Origin of the sequence: uncultured Lactobacillus sp. (assembly GCF_947367085.1) — a bacterium.
Lineage (GTDB): Bacteria > Bacillota > Bacilli > Lactobacillales > Lactobacillaceae > Lactobacillus.
Genome location: NZ_CANBCP010000002.1, coordinates 80,167 through 86,166, shown reverse-complemented (window position 1 = coordinate 86,166; position 6,000 = coordinate 80,167). Strand labels below are relative to the sequence as shown.

Here is a 6,000-nt window from a genome sequence, read left to right as displayed (position 1 = left end):
TTTAATGATACGGCGACCACCGAGATCTACACCTAAGCCTTCGTCGGCAGCGTCAGATGTGTATAAGAGACAGATTTAACTTTAATTGACTCAAGTAATATCCAGCGACAAAGTACGTTGGAAAACTAAGTGTAAAGTTGAAGTGAGTATTAATATTCAAGCGATACAAGCTATTCATAATAGTTTGAATAATTACTGGCATATGGTAATGGGCTGATACATCACCGTAGAAGCCAAAAAATGTTGTCAAAAATACTGAAAAAAAGGCTGCTAACACTAAGAAATATCTAGTTAAGCCAATATTAGCAGTAATTTTTCTTAAAAATGGCACAATAAGGTAAAGTCCAATAATCATCGGCAAAAACCAAAGATGTGTGTAGCCTTTGACTAGGACTCCCAGCGTTGCCATCTTGCTATAACCTTCAAAAAAGTAGCAATAAATAGCGTAGAAGATATCCCAGAAAATAAATGCAGTTACTATGCGCCAAATGTTTTTAGTAAATAGATGCTTAACAGTGATCTTCCTCTTGGGATCTAAGAACAATACTCCTGAGATCATTACAAAGATCGGGACGCTCCACCTACTAATTGCATCCCAAAAGTTAACCCCCATCCAAGATAATGTATGGATATTTTTGGCATAGAAGGGTTCTTGACTAGAAGCATGGATCAGAATAACGGCAAACGTTGCCCATACACGTAGCAGATCCAAATAATGGATTCTGTGTTTTTTCATTAATCTTCCTCCAGATGTTGATAGTTTGCATAAAAAAAGCCGCCTCCGAAGAGGTCGGCTTTTTATTTTGAATCAAATCTCAATATTAACGGAATTGTGCGTATTGAGCTGGGATCCATTGGTTTTGAGTACCAAGACGGTAGTAAGTCTTACCGTTGATAGTCTTCTTAGCAAATACCTTGTAAGCTGCGTTCTTTGATACGTAGTTACCAGTACCGTAGTGACCATCTTGGTTTACTAAAGCAACCTTACCACGGCCGTTGTATTTAACAACGATTACGCCGCTCATTGCTTCTTCCTTAGAAGATTCTGCTGGCTTAGTAGCTGGCTTAGATGGAGTAACTTCTTGTTCACCATCTACGTATTGAGCTTGGATCCATTCGTTACCCTTTGGATCGTTGATTTGGTAGTACTTAACACCATTAATGTTCTTTTGACCATAAATAGTTACACCAGTACCATCCATAATACGGTGACCAGAGAATGCAACAGAAGTATTGCTCAATACTCTCCAGATGTTTACACCGTAACCAGCCTTGTACTTAACAGTAGCAGTACGAGCACCAGTTGGGGTTACAACTACGTTGAAAGTAACCTTAGTAGTGTAGCCGTTAGGGTTAGTTGCACTTAAAGTTACTGGGTAAATACCAGACTTGTTTGGATCAACAGCGTTTGAAAGAACCTTGATATCAATGTGACCAGAGTTTGCGTCCTTGATAGTTCTAGCACTTAATTTAAGGTATGCAATTGGGTCCTTAGCAAAGGCTTTAGCAGCATCTGAGCTTTGTGCAAAGGTTTGAGTACCAACACCGTTACCATCAGAACCTTGTTTTACAAAAGTACCATCTTGGTAAATTGCTGGGTAAACATTTTGTGAGATGTTTCTGTTAAATTGAACTCTAGCAGTAGCAGTCTTGTTGTTCATTGGGTTAGTTACAGAAACAGTGATGTAAAAGCTTGCTGCACTTGCTGGAAGGTTACCGTTAACTACAGTAATACCTTGGTTAGCTAATTGACCATTAATGTCGTTAACAGTTTCGTAGTTAACTAATGACTTGTTAACACCGTTTTCGTTAACCATTGCTTGAACAGCGTTCTTAGCAGCAGTTTCAATAGAAGCTACGCTTGCACCTTGGTTGAATGATACTGGGTTCCAAGCAAAAGCACCGTTGTTAAGGTTAACTACTTCTTTGTCAGCTTGGTTAGTAATAGTCTTGTCAACAAAGTATGGTTGACCTTCTAATTCAGCATTGTAAGCGTGAAGTGGAGCAGCTACAAAGATGTTAGCAATAGTACCTTCTGGACTTGCTTGAACAACTTTTGAGCCGTTAATGTTGTACCACTTACCTGCTTGTAAGCCACCAACAGTTACAGTAGCTTGTTGGTAGTAAGTCTTACCTGCTTCAAATGCTGATGGAACAGTACCACCGTTAGCTTGGTTAGAAACAGTTACAGCACTAGTAGCAACAACTGAACCAGTAGTTAACTTAAGGTTTAATTGACTTGAGTTTGCGTAAGTTGAGACAGCTTCATTAGTTGAAACACTTACAGTATTTCTTGAAAGATCCAACTTAAATGGGTTTTGTTGTGAACCATCTGGGTTGTTAGTTACAGGCTTGGTAGCAACTTGGCCACCACCAGCGTTAACGATTAAATCAGCAGCGTTTGCAACGCCAGTTGATGCAACAACAGGAGCAACTGCTAATAATGCGGCAGCAGCAGCACCTAAAAATTTAACATTTTTCTTCATGTGGTCTTTTCCTCCTTGATAAAACAAATGTAATAGGCAAAAGGCTCATCGTGAAATCGCCCATAATTGTACAAAATCCCTTCATCAAAGATCAGAGGTCTATAAAACTACTGAAGAATTGGTATTACAAAAAGAAAAGTAAGAAATATTAATTTGTCTTGACCTCAAAATGACCTCATTTTTAGATAGCATCAAGTGCTTGGCTAATTTTTTGATTAACCTTGGCTTGATGCTTTTTAAATTCGTAGGCGTAGATTTTTTGAGTTGTTTTGATATCTTCGTGTCCCAAACGCTGTGCAATGTCGTAAATGTTGATGTCGGCATTAAGTAAGATGGCGACTTGCGAATGGCGAAGCGAGTGAATGTGGACACCTGGTGCATCAATGTTTAGCTCTTTTAAAGCTCGCCTTAAAGTATCAATTAGACTGCGCGATTGGGGAATGGTTTGGTGGCTTTTGGACCAGAACACTTTAGTTGCGTGATTGCTTTTTAGCTCTTTTAAAAGGGATGCTAACTTGGGCGAAATGCCGATAATTCTTTTTGAAGATTTGTTTTTAGTTGGTGAGTATTCTTTTTGTTTGTAGTCCCAGGCCTTGTTGATATTTAAGGTTAAATTATCAAAATTCACACAATCCCAAGTCAGACCCGCTGCTTCGCTTTCGCGTAGCCCCGTATACATAATCGTAATGATCATATAAATCCCGGAAAAATTATGCTTTCGAATTTTAAGGAGGTGATGCAAAAGTCGCTTTAGTTGATAGTCTTCTAAGTAAGTTACTTGTCGACTTTTTTGACAATTGAACGAAAGGTGAACACCCTTAGTAAAATCATGCTGAATGAGCCCATCTTCTATGGCGTAGCGTACGCAAGCACGAATATGATTGTTCAGCTTTTTAACCGTAATTTGAGCATGCGATTGACCGAATTCATTGATGAAATTTTGGTAGTGAAAACGCGTGATGTCCTTTATTTTTAGCTGGTCGAGGCCAACAGCTATTCTTTTTTCATCTAAGAGATACTCTCTTAAGGTGTTGGGTCTAACTGCATTTGTCTTTTTGCCAAGTTCTCCTTTATAAGTTTTGACCCATTCATGAAAATAGGAACTGAATAGGGGATTAGCAGACTTGTATACCCGGTCAGATATTTGCAGTAAAAATTTTGCCTCGTAGATTTGACCGTCTTTCTTTGTTTTAAATCCACGTTTTGTTTTGAAATGTCGCTTACCTCCACTATCTGTCCATGATTTGTTAACATAATAGCTACCATTTTTATCTAAATATACTCCCATGATATTTCCTTTCTTTTCTTGTAATAATTAAAAGAAATATCTTATCAAAGCGACCTCGCACTGACCTCAATTAAATGGTAAAAATACTATGGTCAAAATGGGCAAAAGCGGGTACAATGTTTTTTGAAAAAATTTTATTTGGAGGAAAAAATGAAATTTCCAAAAATTTTGTTAGGTGCAGCTACACTGCCATTTTTGTTTGGATTTACTAACATTGCTCATCGTGGAGATAACGAAGCAGGACAATATTCAGAACACAGTTTTCAAGCTTATGATCGAGCTATTGCACAAAGAGCCGATTATATTGAAATGGACATTCATAGAACTGCCGATGGAGTACTTGTAGTAAGTCACGACAATAATATGAGTAAGATTTTCGGTGCTAATATAAATATTACGGAAAGCAAATACGCCGATTTGGTAAAGTATCATAATCATGCTGGAGAACCGATCCATACACTTAAGGAAGTTTTTGACAGATACAAGAATAATCCTAACGTTAAATTTATGATCGAAACTAAGAATGAAACTTCTCCTACAGGAATGGAGCAACAATTAGTTAACTTGATCAATAGTTATGGCTTACAAAACAGGGTTTTATTTGAATCATTTTCAGAACCTTCACTAAAAGTGTTATCTCAAATTGCTCCTAATATTCCTCGTACTTTATTAGGCCGCAATTATCGTGATATCGGCAATAATCAATATTTCGCAAGCTATTATTACAACCCAACAATTTCTGAATACTTAAAAGCTCACGGCAAGAAGTACTTAGTATGGGGCGCCGATAGCGAAGAAGCTATGAGAAAGCTAGTTGAACAAGGCAACATCGAAGGGATTATTACTAACTTCCCAGGTAGACTTTCTCAAGTTTTAGGCGTAACTTCATATCCTGCTCAAGACATTCAAGGTAAGATTATCATTAAGTACAGAAAAAATGGTGCAGTTAATGTTTGGAATGGCTATGGCAAGAGCGCTAAGTTTAGCGGTCAACGTGTCAAAGACGGAACTGAACATGCAGTTAGTCAAGTAGCAATTCAAAATGGCAAGACCTGGTACAATCTAGGTAATAACCACTGGATTGATGGTCAATATGTCGCTTTTTATGCTAGTGCAAATAAAGCTGGACAAGCTCCCGTTCAAAGAAAAGGCGTCCTCAAAATCAAGTATCGCCCTGGCTACAGTGTTAATATGTGGAATAATCCAAACGGAACCCATTTTTCAGGTCGTCGCTTAAAGCATGGTACTAGTTGGAAATACTATGCTACTGCTCAAAGTAATGGTCATACTTTCTATAACTTGGGTGCTAATCAATGGGTTGATGGCCACTACGTAACAGTTATTCGTTAAAATTCCTCTTTTCAATCTTGATCGATAGAGATAAAATGATATCTAGATTAAGATTTTTATCGGAGGAATATGTAATGAAGAAGTTTACTAAGATGTTAGCAGTCTTAGCTACTGCTTTTGCTATGTTTGTTGGTGCAAATGTAGCTTCTAATGAAGCTCAAGCTGCAACTAACGAAACCCCTGTACACGGTATTTTGACTGTTAAGTATAATGGTCGCGGTAAGGTTAACTTACTTGACAACAACGGTAAATACCAAATGCAATACGTTTCAAAGAACAGCCACTGGAAGGTGTTTGCTAAGGCCACTATTAACGGTCGTGTAATGTATCGTATCGGCAGCCAACGCCAATGGATTCCAGCACAATACAGTAATATTGCTACTGGTTCTGCTCCAGTTGCCAAAAAAGCAGTAGTCCCAGCTAAAAAGGCAGCTACAACTACTAAACGTGGTGGCACTAACCAAGTTTTAGTTGGTAACAGAAGAACTAAGAAGTACCACTTAGCAGGTCAAGAAAACTACCACATTAGTCCAGCTAACCGTGTTTACTTCCACTCAGAAGCTGAAGCAAAAGCTGCAGGTTACACTAAATCATTAAAATAATGAATATTTATAAGAAGAGTCGCATATGCGGCTCTTTTTGCTTATTTCACAAGCTTTTTTCTATACGTAAAAGGTAAAGAAAATATATAATTTCAGATGGATAAAGCTACAAAAATAGATAAATCTTATATCTATATAAAAAATATTTTATGTTTTTATTACACTGTTTATTAATTGGAGATTTCCGCAAGCCTTCAGTCTCTAGGCATCGTTTTGTTACAAAAAGTATCCGTTATGTTACTTTTTTATTGCAAAACCTGTGTTCGGTTGTATA

4 protein-coding genes are annotated in these 6,000 nt (G+C 37.7%); 2 read left to right on the top strand and 2 right to left on the bottom strand.

Annotated features, from left to right (window positions below; translation table 11 throughout):
- Window positions 1-821: 821 nt before the first annotated feature.
- Both Q0Y70_RS00805 and Q0Y70_RS00800 read right to left on the bottom strand, forming a co-directional pair.
- Complete coding sequence (locus tag Q0Y70_RS00805) at window positions 822-2,486, bottom strand: SLAP domain-containing protein (protein ID WP_297815358.1); 1,665 nt, start codon at window positions 2,484-2,486, stop codon at window positions 822-824.
- 181 nt (window positions 2,487-2,667) lie between these two features.
- Window positions 2,668-3,774 carry a tyrosine-type recombinase/integrase gene (locus tag Q0Y70_RS00800; protein WP_297815355.1) on the bottom strand — a complete coding sequence of 369 codons (1,107 nt, stop codon included), beginning with the start codon at window positions 3,772-3,774 and terminating at the stop codon, window positions 2,668-2,670.
- Window positions 3,775-3,924: 150 nt separating this feature from the next.
- On the opposite strand from Q0Y70_RS00800, the gene Q0Y70_RS00795 reads away from it, so the two are divergent.
- Window positions 3,925-5,124: a glycerophosphodiester phosphodiesterase gene (locus tag Q0Y70_RS00795; protein WP_297815353.1), complete on the top strand. Its 1,200-nt coding sequence runs from the start codon at window positions 3,925-3,927 to the stop codon at window positions 5,122-5,124.
- 74 nt (window positions 5,125-5,198) lie between these two features.
- Window positions 5,199-5,726 (top strand): hypothetical protein, encoded by a 528-nt coding sequence (locus Q0Y70_RS00790; protein WP_297815351.1) that lies wholly within the window; start codon window positions 5,199-5,201, stop codon window positions 5,724-5,726.
- Window positions 5,727-6,000 lie beyond the last annotated feature (274 nt).